15 protein-coding genes are annotated in these 17,752 nt (G+C 60.2%); 4 read left to right on the top strand and 11 right to left on the bottom strand.

Translation table 11 applies throughout. The features are described from left to right. Nucleotides 1–25 precede the first annotated feature (25 nt). From AO064_RS23500 to AO064_RS23485, 4 genes are all read left to right on the top strand, one after another. Nucleotides 26–718: a heavy metal response regulator transcription factor gene (locus tag AO064_RS23500; RefSeq protein WP_012722306.1), complete on the top strand. Its 693-nt coding sequence runs from the start codon at nt 26–28 to the stop codon at nt 716–718. Beyond that, nucleotides 708–2,072 (top strand): heavy metal sensor histidine kinase, encoded by a 1,365-nt coding sequence (locus tag AO064_RS23495; protein ID WP_064054793.1) that lies wholly within the window; start codon nt 708–710, stop codon nt 2,070–2,072. Before AO064_RS23500 ends, AO064_RS23495 begins: the two co-directional genes overlap by 11 nt. A 411-nt stretch (nt 2,073–2,483) precedes the next feature. Then, nucleotides 2,484–3,806, top strand: a complete 1,323-nt coding sequence (locus tag AO064_RS23490; protein WP_064054792.1) for an OprD family porin — start codon at nt 2,484–2,486, stop codon at nt 3,804–3,806. 85 nt (nt 3,807–3,891) lie between these two features. Then, nucleotides 3,892–5,385: a sensor domain-containing diguanylate cyclase gene (locus tag AO064_RS23485; protein ID WP_064054791.1), complete on the top strand. Its 1,494-nt coding sequence runs from the start codon at nt 3,892–3,894 to the stop codon at nt 5,383–5,385. Between the two features lie 68 nt (nt 5,386–5,453). Here the strand turns inward: AO064_RS23485 and AO064_RS23480 are convergent, their stop codons facing one another. The 11 genes from AO064_RS23480 to murD all read right to left on the bottom strand — a co-directional run bounded on the left by AO064_RS23480 (nt 5,454) and on the right by murD (nt 17,751). Continuing rightward, complete coding sequence (locus AO064_RS23480; RefSeq protein ID WP_147469604.1) at nt 5,454–6,458, bottom strand: hypothetical protein; 1,005 nt, start codon at nt 6,456–6,458, stop codon at nt 5,454–5,456. Next, on the bottom strand, nt 6,451–6,924 hold the full coding sequence (locus AO064_RS23475; protein ID WP_064054789.1) for a CesT family type III secretion system chaperone: 474 nt from the start codon (nt 6,922–6,924) through the stop codon (nt 6,451–6,453). The genes AO064_RS23480 and AO064_RS23475 overlap by 8 nt, the downstream gene beginning before the upstream one ends. Nucleotides 6,925–7,286: 362 nt before the next feature. Next, on the bottom strand, nt 7,287–8,198 hold the full coding sequence (gene lpxC, locus AO064_RS23470; RefSeq protein ID WP_003171886.1) for a UDP-3-O-acyl-N-acetylglucosamine deacetylase: 912 nt from the start codon (nt 8,196–8,198) through the stop codon (nt 7,287–7,289). A gap of 112 nt (nt 8,199–8,310) precedes the next feature. After that, nucleotides 8,311–9,516 (bottom strand): cell division protein FtsZ, encoded by a 1,206-nt coding sequence (gene ftsZ, locus AO064_RS23465; RefSeq protein ID WP_012722300.1) that lies wholly within the window; start codon nt 9,514–9,516, stop codon nt 8,311–8,313. A gap of 66 nt (nt 9,517–9,582) precedes the next feature. Then, nucleotides 9,583–10,845 (bottom strand): cell division protein FtsA, encoded by a 1,263-nt coding sequence (gene ftsA / locus AO064_RS23460; protein ID WP_010213031.1) that lies wholly within the window; start codon nt 10,843–10,845, stop codon nt 9,583–9,585. Nucleotides 10,846–10,860: 15 nt separating this feature from the next. After that, nucleotides 10,861–11,730: a cell division protein FtsQ/DivIB gene (locus tag AO064_RS23455; RefSeq protein WP_046034338.1), complete on the bottom strand. Its 870-nt coding sequence runs from the start codon at nt 11,728–11,730 to the stop codon at nt 10,861–10,863. Nucleotides 11,731–11,733: 3 nt separating this feature from the next. Then, nucleotides 11,734–12,690, bottom strand: a complete 957-nt coding sequence (locus tag AO064_RS23450; protein ID WP_012722298.1) for a D-alanine--D-alanine ligase — start codon at nt 12,688–12,690, stop codon at nt 11,734–11,736. Continuing rightward, nucleotides 12,687–14,132, bottom strand: a complete 1,446-nt coding sequence (murC, locus tag AO064_RS23445; RefSeq protein ID WP_012722297.1) for a UDP-N-acetylmuramate--L-alanine ligase — start codon at nt 14,130–14,132, stop codon at nt 12,687–12,689. The genes AO064_RS23450 and murC overlap by 4 nt, the downstream gene beginning before the upstream one ends. Next, nucleotides 14,125–15,195: an undecaprenyldiphospho-muramoylpentapeptide beta-N-acetylglucosaminyltransferase gene (murG, locus tag AO064_RS23440; protein ID WP_046034337.1), complete on the bottom strand. Its 1,071-nt coding sequence runs from the start codon at nt 15,193–15,195 to the stop codon at nt 14,125–14,127. The genes murC and murG overlap by 8 nt, the downstream gene beginning before the upstream one ends. Beyond that, a complete protein-coding gene (gene ftsW, locus AO064_RS23435; protein ID WP_012722295.1) occupies nt 15,185–16,408 on the bottom strand; it encodes a putative lipid II flippase FtsW in 1,224 nt (407 codons plus the stop codon). Before ftsW ends, murG begins: the two co-directional genes overlap by 11 nt. Further along, the gene (gene murD / locus AO064_RS23430) at nt 16,405–17,751 is read right to left on the bottom strand and encodes a UDP-N-acetylmuramoyl-L-alanine--D-glutamate ligase (RefSeq protein ID WP_064054788.1); all 1,347 of its coding nucleotides are present in this window, start codon (nt 17,749–17,751) and stop codon (nt 16,405–16,407) included. The genes ftsW and murD overlap by 4 nt, the downstream gene beginning before the upstream one ends. Nucleotide 17,752 lies beyond the last annotated feature (1 nt).

The following is a 17,752-nucleotide window of genomic DNA, read 5'->3' as shown; positions in this document are numbered from 1 at the left end:
GCCCGGCCCTGGAGCAAAAAGGCTCATGCGCGTCCTGATTATTGAAGATGAAGAAAAAACCGCAGACTACCTGCACCGCGGCCTGACGGAGCAAGGCTATACCGTCGACGTGGCCCGCGAAGGCGTCGAAGGCCTGCACCTGGCCCTGGAAAACGACTACGCGGTGATCGTGCTCGACGTGATGCTGCCCGGCCTCGATGGCTTTGGCGTACTGCGCGCCTTGCGTGCGCGCAAGCAGACGCCGGTGATCATGCTCACGGCCCGCGAGCGCGTGGAAGACCGCATCCGTGGTTTGCGCGAAGGCGCCGACGATTACCTGGGCAAGCCGTTTTCCTTCCTGGAACTGGTGGCGCGCCTGCAGGCCCTGACCCGCCGCAGCGGCGGTCATGAGCCGGTGCAGGTGACGGTCGCCGACCTGTGGATCGACCTGATCAGCCGCAAGGCCAGCCGTAATGGCGTGCGCCTGGACCTCACCGCCAAGGAGTTCTCGCTGCTCAGCGTGTTGGCGCGGCGCCAGGGCGAGATCCTGTCCAAGACCGCGATTGCGGAAATGGTCTGGGACATCAATTTCGACAGCGACGCCAACGTGGTGGAAGTCGCGATCAAGCGCCTGCGCGCCAAACTCGACGGGCCATTCGAACAGAAACTGCTGCACACCATCCGTGGCATGGGGTATGTGCTGGAGAGTCGCCTGGTGGAGACCCCAAGTGGTGGCTAACTCAATTGCGCTGCGCCTGAGCGGCATGTTCACCCTGGTGGCGCTGCTGATCTTCCTGTTGATCGGCGGCGTGTTGTATCAGCAGGTGGACCGGGGCCTGGGGTTGTTGCCGGGGGCCGAGTTGGATGCCCGTTACAGCGTGCTCGAATCCTCGGTGAATCGCTTCGGCACACCGGACCATTGGCAGAAGATCAAGGCCAAGCTCAAGCTGTTGGGTGAGGAAGACAAGCGCATTCGTTTCTGGGTGGTGAGCAGCGACCCGACCTACGAATACGGAGAGCCCGATGCGCAGATCCGCGCCTTCGCCGAAGGACAAACCGGCAAGCGCGACTTGCATCTGCCGGGCTACAAACATCCCTTCAAGGCACTGGTGAGCCAGTTCCCGGCCAAGGATCAACGCCCGCCGCTGCGCTTTATGATCGCCATCGACACCGAGAACTTCCGCGCCACCCAGCACCATCTGCTGGTGGCGTTGATCAGCCTGGCACTGGTGGGCGTGGTGCTGGCCTCGCTGCTGGGGTTCTGGGTGGCGCGCATCGGTCTCAAGCCGCTGATCAAGCTGTCGGAGGAAGCCCGCAAACTCGCCCCGCCGAAACTCTCCGGGCGCCTGCAGCTGTCGCCGCTGCCACCGGAGTTGAACCAGTTCGTCAACTCGTTCAACGCCACCCTCGACCGCGTGGAGCAGGCCTATTCGCGCCTGGAATCCTTCAACGCCGACGTGGCCCACGAACTGCGTTCGCCGCTGACCAATCTCATCGGCCAGACCCAGGTCGCGCTGACCCGCGGGCGCTCGGCCGAGCATTACTTCGAGGTGCTGCAATCGAACCTCGAAGAGCTGGAGCGCCTGCGTTCGATCATCAACGATATGCTGTTCCTCGCCAGCGCCGACCAGGGCAGCAAGGCCACCAAACTGATCGAAAGCTCCCTGGCCGACGAAGTGGCGACCACCCTCGACTACCTGGACTTCATCCTCGAAGACGCCCAGGTGCAGGTACAGGTGCATGGCGATGCCCAGGTGCAGATCGAAAAGGCCCACCTGCGCCGTGCGCTGATCAACCTGCTGAGCAACGCGGTGCAGCACACCGAGCCGGGGCAAGTCATCGTGGTGAGTATCGAAGTGCAGGAACATCAGGTGGCAATCGGTGTGACCAACCCCGGCGATGTGATTGCCAGCGAACACCTGCCGCGCCTGTTCGAGCGCTTTTATCGGGTGGACGCGTCGCGCAGCAACAGCGGCGCCAACCATGGCCTGGGGCTGGCCATCGTCAAGGCAATTGCCTTGATGCACGGCGGTGATGTGTTCGTGCGCAGCGACAGTCGTGGCAATACCTTTGGCATCACCCTGCCAGCCTGATTCCTGAAACCACCACGACCCACTGCGGGAGGGGCTTGCTCCCGATAGCGATAGATCAGCCAGAACATCGGTGACTGACACACCGTCATCGGGAGCAAGCCCCCTCCCACACTGGGATCGCAGTGCACCCGTCATCGAGATAGTCATCGCAACTGTTGCGGTTTGGGCAACAGTCATTATCTTGTTACACTCTGTACCGTACCGCTCGCCTGCGTTAAGTTGACGCATCGATGAGCGCGACGGCAAAGGCAGCCTCCCGCTTACCCGAATTTCCCTCGACTTATTTCCAGGGCTCTACACTGGGAATCTGTCTTAAAGCCGCTGACTTCAGCGGCTTTTTTTTGCCGTAAAAAAGGCCAGGCATCCCCCCACGACATTGGCCGTTTCCGTTTGACCAAAGGAGCTACACCGGTGAAGAACTCGCTGACGTTGACCCCGTTATTCCTCGCGATTGCAGCAACGATCGTCCCTCTTGCCCACGCGGCAGACACCACCCCCGCCGACGGTTTCGTCGAAGGCGCCCACCTCAACATCAACACCCGCAATTACTACATGAACCGCGACCGTCGCGACATCCACACCGATGACAGCAAGGAATGGGGCCAGGGTTTCATCGGCCTCTTCGAATCCGGCTACACCCAGGGCACCGTCGGTTTCGGCCTGGACGCCCATGCCATGCTCGGCCTCAAGCTCGATGGCGGTGGCGGCACGGACGGTTCCAGCATCCTTCCGTACGGCAGCGGCAACGGTAAGGCGCCCGGCTCGTTCTCGACGGCGGGCGGCACCTTGAAAATGCGCGCGTTCGATACCGAGTTGAGGGCCGGCGACCTGTTCCTCAATAACCCGGTGATCGCCGGCGGCGCGACCCGCATGTTGCCGCAGACCTTCCGTGGCGTGAGCCTGACCAACCACAGCCTCGACGGCTGGATGTTCGAAGGCGGCCAGGCCAGCTTCACCAAGCTCTACAACCAGAGCGGCCACCGTCGTATCGGCACCAGCTACGGCGCACTGCCCAACACGGCTGACAGCCAGCACATGAACTGGGCCGGTGTGTCGTTCAGCGGTATCGACGGGTTGACCAGCAACCTCTATGCCTCCGAGCTCAAGGACGTGTGGAACCAGTACTACTACGACCTGGACTACACCTATGTGGTCAACGAGATGATCAGTCTCAACCCCGGTCTGCACTACTACCACACCCAGGACACCGGGCAGTCGCTGCTGGGTGATATCGACAACAACACCTACAGCCTGCACTTCACCGTGGACGTCGGCCACCACAGCGTCACCGCCGCGTACCAGCGGGTCAACGGCAACACGCCGTTCGACTACATCGCGCAAGGTGACAGCGTGTACCTGGACAACTCCCAGCAATATTCGGACTTCAACGGCCCCAATGAGCGTTCGTGGAAACTCAAGTACGCCTATAACTTCGGCGGTTTGGGCCTGCCTGGCCTGACCTCGGCGGTGTCCTATATCAGCGGCAAGACCGACCTGACCAAGGTCGACCCGCAAAGCCGTGGCTACAGCGCCTGGTACAGCGCCGACGGCAAGGACGCCAAGCATTGGGAGCGGGATATCGACCTGAAATACGTGGTACAGGGGGGCAAGGCCAAGGACCTGGCGGTGCGCTTGCAATGGGCGGTCAACCGCGGCAGCAACGGCTACTCGGCGGTGGATCGGGACGTGGATGAGTACCGGGTGATCGTCGACTATCCGATCAACGTGTTTTAAGGCGCAATCTTTCTTTTTAACCACCCATTTAATTTTCATCGGGTAGAACTAAACTGCCAGCATCCACACCGCTGAAGTCTGCCCGATGAGTCAACGCCGTGTTCGTACCGCACCTGCACACCCCGAGCTCCTGTTGATCCTGGGCAGTGGCCTCACTGTTGTTCTGATTGTGATCATTGTCGCGGCGTTACTGATCCGCGAACACGCCAGCACCCTGCAGGCCGCTACCCGTTCAACCACCAACATTGCCCAACTGATCAATGCCGATGTGCTGCGTAACGTCGAGCTGTACGACTTGGCGCTCAATGGATTGATTGCAGCCACCCAGCGCGAGGACTTATCCCAAGTCGCCGCCAATATCCAGCACTTGGTCCAGTTTGACTTATCCACAGCGGCGCCCTTCAAGGGCGAAGTCCTGTTGCTGGACGCCAATGGCAATGTGATCGCGGACTCCTCCACGCTGCGGCCCTCAGCCCGTAACTTTTCCAACCGCGATTATTTCCAGGCGCATACCCAGGACGCGAACGTCGGCCTGTTTATCAGCCGCCCGTTCAAGATCCATTGCGACTGCGACCAGGTCTGGCGCATGGCATTCAGTCGCCGGGTGTCGGGACCCAATGGCGAATTCGCCGGGGTCGCGGTCGCGACGATGCGCCTGGCGTATTTCGACCAGCTCTTCAACACCCTCACGATCGGCAACGGCAGCAGCGTCAATCTGCTGAACAAAAAAGGCATTCTGCTGGCGCAGCAGCCACTGCTTGAACGCGACATGATCGACAAGGACCTGAGCACGCGGCCCAATTTCAAGAGAATGCTGCATGAAGGCATCGGCAGCTTCCAGGCCATCTCGGCCATCAGCGGCAAGGAGCGCTTATACACCTTCACCACTGTCGGAGAACTGCCGCTGATCGTGGTAGTGGCACTGTCCAGCGAGGATGTGTTCGCTCCCTGGAAACGCGCCGCACTGCTGACCAGTGGCGCCACCGGCTTTCTGTGTATGGGTTTGTTGTGGTTGACCTGGATGCTGCGCCGGGAACTGCGGCGTCGTTATCGCGCTGAACGCGTCCTGTCAGAACTGGCAGCCACCGACGCGCTGACCGGCCTGGCCAACCGGCGCGTGCTGGATGAACGCCTACGCCTGGAATGGGACCGCGCTCAGCGCTCAACTGACCCCCTGACGGTGTTGATGATCGACGTGGACCACTTCAAGGCCTTCAACGACCGCCATGGCCATCAAGGCGGTGATGAGGCGCTGCGTACGGTGGCGCAGGTCATCGGCGCCAACATCCGCCGCCCTGCCGACCTGGCGGCACGCTATGGCGGTGAGGAGTTTGCGGTGGTGCTTCCCTTGACCGATACCCGGGGCGCATGGGTGATTGCCGAACATATCCGCAGCGCTGTCGAACACTTGCCGCGGGTAACAGGGAGCGAGCGGCCGATTACGGTGAGCATCGGCATGAGCACCTGGGATAAACGCAGTCGCCTATCGCTGGAGGCGTTGCTGTTGAGTGCGGACCAGGCGTTGTACGAGGCCAAGCACACAGGGCGTAATCGGATTGTGGATGCCAGCACCCTGTAACACCTGCGCCTGCCAGGTAAGTGCATCGCATCACGAACGCCGCGCCCCGCACGCCGTCAACAGTTGGCCTATGTCTTGTCATCCTTTCTGACGGCCGCCTCCCTATAGTTGTCCGAGAAAAAATGCCTGGCGACTTTTATCTCTGGACGATAGAAGCCATTAACAAGCTTATTCATTTCCACTTCTCCCGTACATTCAAGCATACGATGGTTTGATGCCGGTGAAAGCTTCCGAAAATCCTGAATAAGCGATAAGCCAATACCCGCTCTCATGTCCCCCCCTGAAAAAACAGTCTCAAATGGATTAAGTTTTCGCTTTGAGACCCGGGCGTATTCGGGACCGCTCAAGCTGTCTATATGTCGATCCAAATTTGGCGTCTGTGCAAAACGCATTTCAACCAAACTTAACCACGCTGAATCCTTGAACGCAGGCGCGTCAAATCCGAAACGAAACGTGGTACCACCAAAACGGCTACTTGGCTTCTTGGGTTCGACGCCTGCCTCCAAGGCAAAAAATACAAAGTCATCATTACCCAATAGCTTTATATCTTCCTGAGGTGAATTATCAGTATTAAAAATAATACTTCGATCAATCAGTTTTTGACGCGAAAACAATGCAATGTTGTCATCCTCACGTTTTACCGGAGCGGCCGTACTATGGGTCGCATACAGAGGCACATTAAAAAACTCGGTGAGAAATTTACTTTCCTGTGCGGACAGTCCCCCCAGTTCTTTATAAAGCGTTTTGAGGTTATTCCTTGAAAGTTTATCAATGTGGTCTTTCTCAGCACTGGCCGGCGCGCCCATCCATAGCGAACCGTTGTGAATCATCCGCTCATGAGACTTTCCACTGATGAATCCCCGAATCGCCTTCACAATCTGTCGAGCAGCAACATCCTTGTCTACCGTGGAACCGCTACCTGATGAATCAGGTAGTGAACCACCCAATCGGCCAGTGGCATCATCAATAGTTACTCGGCGCTTTACACCATTACTTTCCAAAACACCGACTGCCGATGCGTCAGGGAAGGTGGGAAGGGTGTCATGGGAATTGGTCGGGCTGATACTAGGCATAATGACCTCTGCTCAGGCTCTTCGCACAGTGATAAGTGAGGGGCGACAGGCCGATAAGCACCTGACGTGATCGGGTGGCAAACCGGTGGGAACACTCCAGCACCCATTCAATCAGCTCATTTAGTTTCGCAATGAGCTGTGAGAGAGACAGATCGTGATCAGCGATATGACTCATCGCGACCATTGCACCTGACCGATAATTTAGCCCGACGACAGCCGTATCCTTATTCAAGTATTCAAATTGTGATTCAAACAGAAACTTATGCCAATCGAGGACCTCCGTGTCACTCATCGATTGATCCGAGAGTTCACAAAGAATTGTCATACTCTTTCTGACTCGATTATCATAAATTGCCAGCTTGAGCCCCTCAACTCTCAACTGGCACGCGCGAGAAGCATCAAACTTCAGCCCGGGCAGACCGAGCTTCAGACCGAACGAGTGCAAGATAGCGTCTTCTTTACTCATGCTCGAACACTCCCGGCATAACCGACGAAGTTCATATCGAACAATCTGCCAAGCTCTACAATCATAAACATAAAAATCACTCCGAAATTCGTGGAAACCACAATTCAGAGCATCCATGCTTCACATCGAAAAACAGTACGACAGCACTACATTACTCAGACAGCTTGAATAAAGAAAACCCGCTAACTATTGCAAAAAAATTCAACACCTGGCGACCGGAACATAAACCCCTACCCGACCACAAATACATTTCCACCTCGACGCTCCATCGCAACCCGGATAAATACAAGGCACTGAAATTCAAGCAAAAAAAAAGGCCACCCGAAGGTGGCCTTTCAAAACTAAAGAAAGAGAGTTGTTACTTACACCGCCGCAACGGGACGCATGTAAGAGATCGGTGCGGTGCTGGCATCTTCGAAGGTCACGACTTCCCAAGCGTCTGTCTGCTCAATCAACTTGCGCAGCAGCTGGTTGTTAAGGGCGTGGCCCGACTTGAAGCCTTTGAACTCGCCTATCAGGCTATTGCCCAGCAGGTAGAGGTCACCGATTGCATCGAGGATCTTGTGCTTCACGAACTCGTCTTCGTAGCGAAGGCCGTCTTCGTTCAGTACACCATCCGCGTCGACCACAATGGCGTTTTCAACGCTGCCGCCGAGTGCGAGGTTGTGCTTGCGCAGGTACTCGATGTCACTCATGAAACCAAAGGTACGGGCGCGGCTGACTTCTTTTACGAACGAAGTGCTGGAAAAATCCACGCTTGCACTTTGAGTGCGGTCACGGAATACCGGGTGATCGAAATCGATCTCAAAGCTCACTTTAAAGCCTTCGAACGGGACGAAGGTGGCGCGCTTGTCGCCGTCCTCTACTGTCACTTCCCGCAGAATGCGAATGAACTTCTTGGCTGCGTCCTGTTCTTCCAGGCCGGCAGATTGAATCAAGAATACGAAGGGTCCAGCGCTGCCATCCATGATCGGGACTTCGGACGCGGAGAGCTCGACGTAGGCGTTATCGATGCCCAAACCGGCCATGGCCGAGAGCAAGTGCTCCACCGTGTCCACCTTGACGTCACCGTTGACCAATGTGGTCGACATCGTGGTTTCGCCAACGTTTTCCGCGCGAGCAGGTATCTGCACCACAGGGTCCAGGTCGGCACGCACAAACACGATGCCGGTGTCGACAGGTGCAGGCTTGAGGGTCAGGTATACCTTCTCCCCGGAGTGCAGACCTACACCTGTGGCACGAATAATATTCTTCAGAGTGCGTTGTTTAATCATGGCTTGGACCGCTTCAGCGCAAATTGCGAACTGGTATCAACAAAGGCTGGCGATAATAGCAGACCAGACCTTTGCTGAACACCAATCACCTTCATAGCCCTGATACATTCCATTAATCGGCCTGACGACGCAGGAATGCCGGGATGTCCAGGTAGTCCAGATCATCTTGCGGATTCGGGCTACGGGACGCCGCAGCACCGGCCTGAGCCTGGTTGCGCATCACGGTCGGACGGTCCAGGTCACGGTAGTTCACCGACGGCAGTTCCTGGCGCGAAGGCGCTGGAGCGGCAGCCGATTGGCTGGCGTGGCTGGCTTGGCTGTTATGCAGGGTGTTGTCGATAACCTTCACAGGCTTCTCGATTTTGGCACCCAGGCCGGTCGCAACCACAGTCACGTGCAGCTCATCACGCATGTCCGGATCGATCACGGTACCGACTTTGACCATCGCGTGCTCGGAAGCGAAGGCTTCGATGATGCTACCCACGTCGGAGTACTCACCCAGGGACAGGTCAGGGCCGGCGGTGATATTCACCAGGATGCCGCGTGCACCTTGCAGGTTCACGTCTTCCAGCAACGGGTTGCGGATAGCCGCTTCAGTGGCTTCACGTGCACGGTTCGGACCGCTGGCACAGCCAGTGCCCATCATCGCCATGCCCATTTCGCTCATCACGGTACGTACGTCGGCAAAGTCGACGTTGATCATGCCTGGGCGCTTGATGATGTCGGAGATACCGCGAACGGCACCGGCCAGTACATCGTCAGCCTTGGCGAACGCGGACAGCAGGCTTGCGTCCTTGCCCAGGATAGTCAGCAGCTTCTCGTTAGGAATGGTGATCAACGAGTCGACGCTTTCAGACAGCAGACGGATGCCTTCGTCGGCGATCTGCATGCGCTTGCGACCTTCGAACGGGAACGGACGAGTCACCACAGCGACCGTCAGGATGCCCATTTCCTTGGCCACTTCGGCAATGATCGGCGCCGCACCGGTACCGGTACCGCCGCCCATGCCCGTGGTGATGAACACCATGTTGGTGCCTTGCAGCACTTCGGCAATACGCTCACGGTCTTCCAGGGCGGCTTGACGGCCGACTTCCGGATTGGCGCCAGCGCCAAGGCCCTTGGTCACAGCTGTGCCCAATTGCAGGATGGTCCGCGCGCCGATGCTTTTCAGCGCCTGGGCATCAGTGTTGGCGCAGATGAATTCAACGCCTTCAATGTTGCTCTTGACCATATGGTTGACAGCGTTGCCGCCGCCACCACCAACACCAATCACTTTGATGACCGGGCTGGCGGGGATGTTGTCTACGAGTTCGAACATGTTCCCTCTCCTTTCGTTTTCTCTAGTTTTTTCGCCTACTGCTTACTGCGGTGTTGCGGTAAATCGTTAGAAATTGCCCTTGACCCAAGCCTGCAGCCGCTCGAACAACGGCGCTTTCGCCTCGTCGTCGCTGCGGTAGCTGTCACGGTTGCTCGGGCCCGACAGGGAAATGCCGTCGGTCTGCTTTTGCAGCCCGTACAACAGCAAGCCCACACCGGTGGAATAAATCGGGTTGCGCACCACGTCGCCCAGGCCTTTGACGCCATGGGGTACGCCCAGGCGAACCGGCATGTGGAAGATTTCCTCGGCCAGTTCGACCGCGCCTTCCATCTTCGAGGTGCCACCGGTCAGCACGATGCCGGCCGGGATCAAATCTTCGTAGCCGCTGCGACGCAGTTCAGCCTGGATCAGGGTGAACAGCTCGTCATAACGCGGCTCGACCACTTCAGCCAGAGCCTGGCGCGACAGTTCGCGCGGTGGACGGTCGCCCACGCTTGGCACCTTGATGGTCTCGCCGGCACCGGCCAGCTTGGCCAGGGCGCAGGCGTAGCGGATCTTGATTTCTTCGGCGTACTGGGTCGGCGTACGCAGCGCCATGGCGATGTCGTTGGTGACCTGGTCGCCGGCAATCGGGATCACGGCGGTGTGACGGATCGCACCCTCGGTGAAGATCGCGATGTCGGTGGTGCCGCCGCCGATGTCGACCAGGCACACGCCCAGCTCTTTTTCGTCGTCGGTCAGTACCGAGTAAGCCGAGGCCAACTGCTCAAGAATGATGTCGTCGATTTCCAGGCCGCAGCGGCGCACGCATTTTTCAATGTTCTGTGCAGCGTTGACGGCGCAGGTCACCACGTGAACCTTGGCTTCCAGACGTACGCCCGACATGCCCAAGGGCTCGCGAACGCCTTCCTGGTTATCGATCACGTAGTCCTGCGGCAGGGTGTGCAGCACGCGCTGGTCAGCCGGGATCGCCACGGCCTGGGCAGCGTCGAGGACGCGCTCAAGGTCGGCCGAGCTGACTTCGCGGTCGCGGATCGCCACGATGCCGTGGGAGTTCAGACTACGGATATGGTTGCCGGCCACGCCGACGAACGCCGAGTGAATCCGGCAACCCGCCATCAGCTGCGCTTCTTCGATGGCGCGCTGGATCGATTGCACGGTGGACTCGATGTTCACCACCACGCCCTTCTTCAGGCCCCGGGACGGATGCGTGCCAATACCGACGATTTCGATGACGCCGTCTTCCCCGACCTCGCCCACCAGCGCCACCACCTTGGAGGTGCCGATATCGAGACCGACGATCATTTTGCCGCTTTGCACGTTTGCCATGGGTCCTGCCTCTTCTTAATTCTTCGCGACAGCGGGTTGCGCTGCCGTGGGCGCAGCCGGTTCACGCCAGCCGACGGCAAGGCCGTTGGCGTAACGCAGGTCGACGCTCGCAATGTTCGTAATCTGTTCTTTCAAGGTCTTGTCATAGATGGCAATGAAGCGGCGCATCTTTTCCACCAAGCGGTCGCGTCCCAGCAACAACTGGATGCCCGGGCCGGAACTGCCTGCCCCGGTCGTCAAAAACCAGCTGCCCCGTTCACGCAGTTCCAGGCGTGCAATGGAGAAGCCCAGTGGCCGCAGCATCTGGCTCAAGGCCTGGTACTGCTGCATCACTTGCTGCTGCGCCCGCTGCGGCCCGAACAGCTGCGGCAGGTGCTCGTAATTGGCCAGCTCACGCGGGGTGAACGCCTGGCCCTGGTTGTTCAACAGCGCCTCGTCACCCCAACGGGCCACGGGCAGTTGTTCTTCCAGGCGGATCGTCACTTGGTCCGGCCACACGCGGCGGACTTCGGCGTGGGCGATCCACGGCATCTGTTCCAACTCGGCGCGCATACCCGCCAGGTCGATGGTAAAGAAGCTCGCCGCCAGGTACGGGCCGATGCGCTGCTGTACCGCTTGCTGACTGATGTAGCTCAGGTCGCCCTGTACGCTGATCTTGGTGATCGGCCGGTCGGCGTACGGCAATAGACGCTGTGCGCCCTCGTAAGTGCCGAAGCCCAACACCACCAGCAGCACCGGCCAGAACAGCGCCTTGAGGAAACCAAAATTGGCTTTCGGCAGGCGCGCCGACATCGGCTCTTTAGCCACCATTCGGCTGGCACCCCGTGGCACCGGCTTGCGGCTCGGTGCTTGTGGGGGCTGATGACGAAGCGATGCGCCTTTCATGTCTTAGCCTCTGGGCTCAATGCTTGCGGCCAGGATCGCCAGCACCAACTGCTGGAAGTCCAGACCGGCGGCACGGGCGGCCATAGGTACCAGGCTGTGATCGGTCATGCCCGGTGCAGTGTTGACTTCCAGGAACCAGAAATTCCCTTGGTCATCCTGCATCACGTCTGCCCGCGCCCAACCGGCGATACCCAGCGCCTCACAGGCTTTCGCCGTGAGGTCCATCAATTCCTGTTCCTTGGTTGCGTCGAGGCCGCACGGGATCCGGTACTGGGTATCGGAAGCCACGTACTTGGCGTCGTAGTCGTAAAAGGTGTGGGGCGTGCCCAATGCGATAGGCGGCAATACCTGGCCACGCAGGGTGGCGATGGTGTACTCGGGACCTTGGATCCACTGTTCCACCAACACTTGCGAATCGTAGGTACTTGCCGCTTTCCATGCGTCGATCAATTCGGCGGCCGAGTTCACTTTAGCCATGCCGATACTGGAGCCTTCATGGGCTGGTTTGACGATCAAAGGCAGGCCCAGTTCCTTGGCTGCAGAAATACAATCGTCTTCGCTGCACAGCACACTGTGACGCGGTGTTGGAATACCCAGGCTGTGCCACACCTGCTTGGTGCGCAGCTTGTCCATGGCCAGCGCCGAGGCGAGGATGCCGCTGCCGGTATAAGGAATGCCGGCGCACTCCAGCAGGCCTTGCATGCTGCCGTCTTCACCGCCACGGCCGTGCAGGATGATGAAGGCACGATCGATCTTCTCGGCCTGCAGGCGAGCGAGGAAATCATCGCCCACATCGATGCCGAACGCGTTCACACCGGCGCTTTGCAGGGCTTCGAGCACGGCGTTGCCGGACTTGAGCGACACTTCGCGCTCGGCGCTCTTGCCGCCGAACAGCACCGCCACGCGGCCGAAGTCGGCAGGCGTGATGGTCGAGAACAGGGAGCCGTAGTCAGTGGTCATTTCGACTTCCCCTGGGCGGCTGCAAACAGCGGACTGGCGAGCAACTTAGGTGCTAGACCACCGATATCACCAGCGCCCTGGCACAGCAGGATGTCGCCGGCACGCAGCAGCGGCTTGACGATCGGCGCCAGGTCCACACCGCGCTCGATGTAGATCGGGTCCAACTGGCCACGCTGGCGGATGCTGTTGCACAGCTTGCGGCTGTCGGCGCCCGGGATCGGCTCTTCACCGGCCGGGTAGACTTCCATCAGCAGCAGCACGTTGGCATCGGCCAGTACATTGACGAAGTCGTCATACAGGTCGCGGGTACGGCTGTAGCGGTGCGGCTGGTACACCATCACCAGGCGGCGCTCCGGCCAGCCACCCCGCACAGCCTTGATCACGGCGGCGACTTCGGTCGGGTGGTGACCGTAATCGTCCACCAGCATCACATCGCCGCCTTCTACCGGCAGTTGGCCGTAGACCTGGAAGCGACGGCCAACACCGGCAAAGCGCGACAGGCCTTCGACGATGGCTTCATCGCTGACGCCTTCATCGGTGGCGATGCAAATGGTCGCGAGGGAGTTCAATACGTTGTGGTTGCCCGGCATGTTCACCGAGACGTCCAGCGGCTCACGGTCGGGACGCAGCACGGTGAAGTAGGTTTGCATGCCTTCCTGGCGCACATTGATCGCGCGCACGTCGGCGTCTTCGCTGAAGCCGTAGGTCACGGTCGGGCGCTTGACCTGCGGCAGGATTTCACGCACCACCGGATCATCCAGGCACACCACGGCCAGACCGTAGAACGGCAGGTTGTGCAGGAACTCGACGAAGGTTTTCTTCAACTTGTTGAAGTCACCGTCGTAGGTCGCCATGTGGTCGGCGTCGATGTTGGTGACCACGGCCACCAGCGGTTGCAGGTGCAGGAAGCTGGCATCACTTTCGTCGGCTTCGGCGATCAGGTAACGGCTGGTGCCGAGCTGGGCATTGGTACCGGCTGCATTCAGGCGGCCACCGATGACAAACGTCGGGTCCAGGCCACCGGCGGCGAACACCGAGGCGATCAGGCTGGTGGTGGTGGTCTTGCCATGGGTACCGGCGACGGCAATGCCGTGGCGGTAGCGCATCAGCTCGGCCAGCATCTCGGCGCGTGGCACCACGGGAATGCGGCGCTCAAGGGCCGTCGCCACTTCCGGGTTGGAGGTGTTCACGGCGCTGGAAACCACCAGCACGTCAGCCTCCGCGGCGTTCTCGGCACGGTGGCCGATAAAGATCTGTGCGCCAAAGGATTTCAGGCGATCGGTGACCGGCGACTCTTTCAAGTCAGAGCCGGATACCTGATAACCCAGGTTCAGCAGCACTTCGGCAATGCCGCACATACCCACGCCGCCGATACCAACGAAGTGGATGCGACGGATGCGGCGCATCTCAGGTTGTGGCATGGCTTTCTGATTCTCAACCATGGGCCACCTCCAGGCAGATATCGACCACGGTGCGGGTTGCGTCAGGTTTGGCCAGGCGGCTTGCGGTGCTCGCCATGCTGTTGAGTCGTTCCGGTTGCATCAAAACCTCGGTCAGGCGTGCGGCCAAATCGGCGGCGCCAGTCGTTCTTTGCGGCAGCAGGAAGGCAGCGCCCTCCCCGGCCAAATATTCGGCGTTGCGGGTCTGATGATCGTCAATCGCATGGGGCAAAGGCACCAGCAAGGACGGCAGACCGGCGGCGGCCAGTTCACTGACGGTCAGCGCACCAGCGCGACAGACCACCAGGTCGGCCCAGCCATAGGCATGGGCCATGTCTTTGATGAAAGGCTGTACGTTCGCCTCCACACCGGCTTCGCGGTAACGCGCGGCGGTGACTTCATCGTGGTTCTTGCCGGCCTGGTGGAAGATCTCCGGGCGCAATTCCGCAGGGAGTTGCGCCACCGCTTCCGGCAGCAATTTGTTCAGCGGCTCGGCGCCCAGGCTTCCGCCCAGGATCAGCAGGTGCGCCTTGCGCCCGGCCAACGCCTGGCGGGCGATGTCCATGAACAGTTCGGTGCGCACCGGGTTGCCGGTGGTGCGGCGCTTGTCCGACGCACTGAACGTATTCGGGAACGCTTCACACACCCGTGCGGCCAAGGGCACCAGCAAGCGGTTGGCGGTGCCGGCGACGGCGTTCTGTTCGTGCACGATCACCGGCACGCCGGCGAGCTTCGCCGCCACACCACCAGGACCGGTCACATAACCGCCAAACCCGAGCACACACACCGGCTGCACGTCGCGAATCACTTTGCGCGCCTGCCACACCGCCTTGAGCAACACAAACGGCGCCTTGAGCAGGGACAGTTTGCCCTTGCCGCGCAGGCCGGTGACGTTGATCAAGTGCAGCGGCAAGCCAGCATTGGGCACCAGTTCATTTTCGATGCCACGCGGTGTACCCAACCAGTGCACGGTGTAGCCACGGTTCTGGAATTCCCGCGCGCAGGCCAGTGCCGGGAACACGTGGCCCCCGGTGCCGCCAGCCATGATCAGCACGTTAGCGCCCATGGGTCGGCTCCTCGGCGAAGTCGCTTTCGCTGAACTCCATCTCTTCGCTGCCCAGGTGGGTACGACTCTCCCACTCGATGCGCAGCAACAAGCCAAGACAGGCGCAGCAGATCACCAACGAACTGCCGCCGTAGCTGAGGAACGGCAACGTCAGGCCCTTGGTCGGCAGCAGGCCGACGTTCACGCCGATATTGATCAGGAACTGGCCGATCCACAGGAACGACAAGCCGTACGCCACGTAAGCAGCGAAATACTGTTTGGCCTTCTCGGCCCACATGCCGATGTACATGCCGCGCACACACACGAACACGAACAACGCGACGGTGCACAGCGAACCCACCACGCCCAATTCTTCGGCCAACACCGAGAACACGAAGTCGGTGTGCGCCTCCGGCAGGTAGAACTGTTTTTGCACGCTGTTGCCCAGGCCGACGCCCAGCCACTCGCCACGACCGAAGGCGATCAACGCCTGGGTCAATTGATAACCGGAGCCGAACTGATCGGACCAGGGGTCGGTAAAGGTGATCAGACGCGCCATCCGGTAGGGTTGCGCTTGCACGAGCACCGTCACCGCCGCCACCGCCAGCACCACCATCAAGGTAAAGCGGAACAGACCCACGCCGCCGAGGAACAGCATCGCCGCCGCTGCCCCCATCATCACGACGGTGGCCCCGAAGTCAGGCTCCATCAGCAGCAGGCCAGCCATGGGCAACAGCACGATGAACGGCTTGAAGAAGCCCATCCAACTCTCGCGCACTTCTTTCTGGCGACGTACCAGGTAGCCGGCGAGGTAAATCACCACGAACACCTTGGCGATTTCCGACGGCTGCACGTTGAACGCGCCGAAGCCGATCCAACGCATCGAACCGTTCACCTCGCGGCCGATGCCGGGCAGGATCACCATGATCAGCAAGCCGAACGCCCCGATCAGCATCAGCCAGCCCAGGCGTTGCCAGGTAGCGATGGGAATCATCATGGTGACGATGCAGGCGCCGAGGCCGATCACCAGGTAAACCAAGTGCCGGATCATCATGTAGAGCGTGTTGCCCGACTGCACGGCAGCCACTTCGGAGGACGCCGAAGTGATCATCACCAACCCCAGGCCCAGCAATGCCAGGCAACCGGCGAGCATCGGGAAATCCAGGTCGATACCGCGCCCGGTAATGATCGGCGACGGGTACGGCTTGATGATGTTTCTGAAGTCGATACTCATGCCAAGGCCTCCACGGCGCGGGCGAACAGCTGGCCGCGCTCTTCGTAGTTCTTGAACATGTCGAAGCTGGCGCACGCCGGCGACAGCAGCACCGCATCGCCAGGCTGGGCCAGGGCTTTGCAGTGGGCGATGGCGTCGTCCAGCGACGTGGCGCGTACTTGCGGCACGGCATCGCCCAGGGCGGCGGCGATCAAGTCAGAATCGCGCCCGATCAGCACCACGGCACGGCAATGCGCGGCCACCGGGCCTTTAAGGTCCTTGAAGTCGGCGCCCTTGCCGTCGCCACCGGCGATCAGCACCAGCTTGCCTTCAATATCGGCGCCAAGGCCTTCGATGGCAGCCAGGGCCGCACCGACGTTGGTGGCCTTGGAATCGTTGTAATAGCTGACGCCGTCGAGGTCACGCACCCACTGACAGCGATGCTCGAGGCCGCCGAAGGTGCGCAGGCTCGCGAGCATGGCGTCGAACGGCAAGCCCACCGCATGCCCGAGCGCCAACGCCGCGAGGGCGTTGGACTGGTTATGCGCGCCACGGATTTTCAGCTCGCGCACCGGCATCAGGTTCTGGAATTCGAAGGCCAGGTACTTCTCGCCGTGCTCTTCGCGGATGCCGAAGGCTTTGAAATCGGGTTTGCTCAGGCCGAAGGTCCAGCACGGCAGGCCCTCGCCCATCAGCGGACGGCTCAGCGCATCCTGGCGGTTGACCACCACTTGCTTGGCGCTGCGGAAGATTCGGTGCTTGGCCAGGTGATACGCCGGCAGGCCGCTGTAGCGGTCCATGTGATCTTCGCTGACGTTCAAGACGGTGGCGACTTCGGCGCCAAGGTCGTGAGTCGTTTCCAGCTGGAAGCTCGACAGCTCCATCACGTACAACTCGATGTCGTCGCTGAGCAGGTCCAGCGCCGGCGTACCGAGGTTGCCGCCCACGGCGACACGCTTACCGGCCGCCACAGCCATCTCGCCGACCAGGGTGGTGACAGTGCTTTTTGCGTTGGAACCGCTGATCGCCACGATCGGCGCCTTCGCGTGACGCGCGAACAGGTCGATATCGCCGGACAGTTTCACGCCACGCGCCGCTGCGGCTTGCAGGGCCGGTGTCGCCAACGCCAGGCCGGGGCTCACGTAGAGCTCATCGGCGCGGCACAGAAACTCGACATCCAGCTCGCCACAACGCACTTCCACGTGCGGGTAGTCACGGCGCAGCGTGACCAGCTCCGGTGGATTTTCCCGCGTATCGGCCACAGCAAACGGCTTGCCCCGGTTCGCCAGGAAGCGAACCAGGGACATGCCGCTCTTGCCGAGGCCGACAACGATGCGGAAGTGGTCTGAAGCGATCAGGGACACT

Origin of the sequence: Pseudomonas marginalis, assembly GCF_001645105.1 — a bacterium.
GTDB lineage: Bacteria > Pseudomonadota > Gammaproteobacteria > Pseudomonadales > Pseudomonadaceae > Aquipseudomonas > Aquipseudomonas petroselini.
Note: the sequence above shows the minus strand (reverse complement) of the source record. Positions and strands in the feature narration are given on the sequence as shown.

What these genes read in the sequence shown, in the direction of transcription:
- AO064_RS23500 (WP_012722306.1), top strand. Translation starts at nt 26, where the DNA reads ATGCGCGTCCTGATTATTGAAGATGAAGAAAAAACCGCAGACTACCTG.
- AO064_RS23485 (WP_064054791.1), top strand. Translation starts at nt 3,892, where the DNA reads ATGAGTCAACGCCGTGTTCGTACCGCACCTGCACACCCCGAGCTCCTG.
- AO064_RS23480 (WP_147469604.1), bottom strand. Translation starts at nt 6,458, where the DNA reads ATGCCTAGTATCAGCCCGACCAATTCCCATGACACCCTTCCCACCTTC.
- AO064_RS23475 (WP_064054789.1), bottom strand. Translation starts at nt 6,924, where the DNA reads ATGAGTAAAGAAGACGCTATCTTGCACTCGTTCGGTCTGAAGCTCGGT.
- lpxC (WP_003171886.1), bottom strand. Translation starts at nt 8,198, where the DNA reads ATGATTAAACAACGCACTCTGAAGAATATTATTCGTGCCACAGGTGTA.
- ftsZ (WP_012722300.1), bottom strand. Translation starts at nt 9,516, where the DNA reads ATGTTCGAACTCGTAGACAACATCCCCGCCAGCCCGGTCATCAAAGTG.
- ftsA (WP_010213031.1), bottom strand. Translation starts at nt 10,845, where the DNA reads ATGGCAAACGTGCAAAGCGGCAAAATGATCGTCGGTCTCGATATCGGC.
- AO064_RS23455 (WP_046034338.1), bottom strand. Translation starts at nt 11,730, where the DNA reads ATGAAAGGCGCATCGCTTCGTCATCAGCCCCCACAAGCACCGAGCCGC.
- AO064_RS23450 (WP_012722298.1), bottom strand. Translation starts at nt 12,690, where the DNA reads ATGACCACTGACTACGGCTCCCTGTTCTCGACCATCACGCCTGCCGAC.
- murC (WP_012722297.1), bottom strand. Translation starts at nt 14,132, where the DNA reads ATGGTTGAGAATCAGAAAGCCATGCCACAACCTGAGATGCGCCGCATC.
- murG (WP_046034337.1), bottom strand. Translation starts at nt 15,195, where the DNA reads ATGGGCGCTAACGTGCTGATCATGGCTGGCGGCACCGGGGGCCACGTG.
- ftsW (WP_012722295.1), bottom strand. Translation starts at nt 16,408, where the DNA reads ATGAGTATCGACTTCAGAAACATCATCAAGCCGTACCCGTCGCCGATC.